General features: G+C 42.0%; 1 protein-coding gene and 1 pseudogene. Both read right to left on the reverse strand.

Features of this window, described 5'->3' with window-relative positions; genetic code table 11:
* Positions 1-381: serine hydrolase (locus AMS66_RS33950; protein ID WP_236703521.1), on the reverse strand; the 381-nt coding region annotated here is incomplete at its 3' end.
* Between the two features lie 255 nt (positions 382-636).
* Positions 637-1909, reverse strand: a pseudogene (locus tag AMS66_RS19240) (serine hydrolase); the annotation flags it as partial.

A 1909-nucleotide genomic window follows, 5' to 3' on the forward strand; every position in this document is an offset into this window, starting at 1 on the left:
ACCTTCGTCAACCAGCTTCATAACAGCGGCTGTCAGCACCATTTTACTGGTTGAACCAATGCCATAGATCGTGTTCGAAGTAAGAGGTACCCTGTCGTTGATATCGTTCTTGCCCGTTTGACCGGACACCACAATCTCTCCACCATCAATGAGCGCATATTGCAGACTCGTTGTACCATACGTCTCAGTCAGTAACTTGGCTTTTTCGATCACAGTTTTCTTCGTGGTCTCATACGTAAGGTTACTGTTGTTATTCATGGCAGCCGGTGCGGCCATTGCAGATAATGGGGCTAACATGGTTAACACTAGAGTTAACGCTGCAATTGAAGTTCGTTTTTTGACGGTTCTCTTGGCCACTCTGATGTTCTCTTGTTGTATCATTTGCATCTTCTCCTGTCAGTATCTCTTTATTAGAGTATCTTAGCCTTGGTGCTAAAATAAGCTTAACCAATATAAATGTACTCTTCGTGACGTCTATATGAACCGAGTATGAACAGGCAAAATAATTCGAGTACATGATGATTTACGATCCTTGATCTTTTTACGCCATAAAAATATCCCCTTCAAGTATCACTCGAACCCTCCTGATTTTATGAGGATTTTTAAGTGTCTACTTAAAGGGGATAATGACTTAGTCTATTTCAATGAAATTTCAAATGTGGAACCGACCTCACCTGCAAATACAATACGGCCGTTTTCTGGTAACACAACTTCATTTTTACCGCTGACCACGGTGTGATTAATACAAATACCCGTCTGGTCATAAACGGCAAAGGCGCCATTTGAAGGCATTTTGACGGTCATGACTTTTCCCTTCACAGTTGCTGGTACCGAAAACCATTTGGCATATCCATCTGGTTGAATGGTTGTAGCCGATTGTTTACCCGAATAGAGTGGTTGTACAAGTTCCTCACTGGCGTATACGCTACCTACAGCTGTAATGTACTCTACTCCGTTCTTTTTAGAAAAATAGATTTCCTTTGTATCACGACCAGCCATGCCAGGGATTTGCAGCTCAGTGACTGCTTCGTTTGCTCCAATAATCTTATTATTAGACATATATCCTGGTGTCTCTTTATTAGAATGAATAGGAATGATTGGTGATGAATTGAGATAAACCGTTGATGTATATTTCTGATTTACCACGTAATATCTTTTACCTTCACGCTTCTCCCACGAAGCCATAATATCCTGGGACAATTCATTGGCTTCCAGCTTCTCCGCTGTATATTCTGAGAAAGCCAACTGCCCAAGACCTGGCAAGGATATATATGATCGAGACCACAGATAAGTACTGCCATTCTGCTCCGTAACGAATTTCAACTTTTCTGTGCCTTTATCGTTAACAAAAGTACCATCCGCTGTATATGTGTACTTTTGAGCCGAATCACTCGGAGCTGCGAGTGTGGATAAAGTCATTTGTCCAGCATTATTCATTTCGATCTTCTTAACCGAATTATTGGCACCATACATACCTGCATACGTGGATATTTCTTTAGGTATATCTGCCTTTACTGGTACCCCAAATGACTTTTCTGGCTTCCGTTCTGTAATAATACCCTTTTCCTCAAGTACGCTGAGTAATAATTCACTCGCAATGAACTGATCTTTTGCACTTGTCCCACCTGAGGAGGTAACGGCTGCAGCCAGATTGTATTCCGGCAGCACGATTAATGATGAGTGATACGATATGGTATCTCCACCTTTCGTAACTGCCTTGATGCCGTATTCACTGAATGGGAACAAGTTCACACTATCCCACCCTAGCCCGTAAGATATAGACGAATCACTATCCTCCGGCCACATGCCTCTTTTGTATTCTTCTTGCTCCATGGCCTCTATCGACTTACTGGAAAGAATGCCTTCGACCTCTCCCGTGAAGATTTGTGAAAATTTCACAAGATCTTCA

It is taken from the genome of Paenibacillus xylanivorans (assembly GCF_001280595.1).
GTDB classification, from domain to species: domain Bacteria; phylum Bacillota; class Bacilli; order Paenibacillales; family Paenibacillaceae; genus Paenibacillus; species Paenibacillus xylanivorans.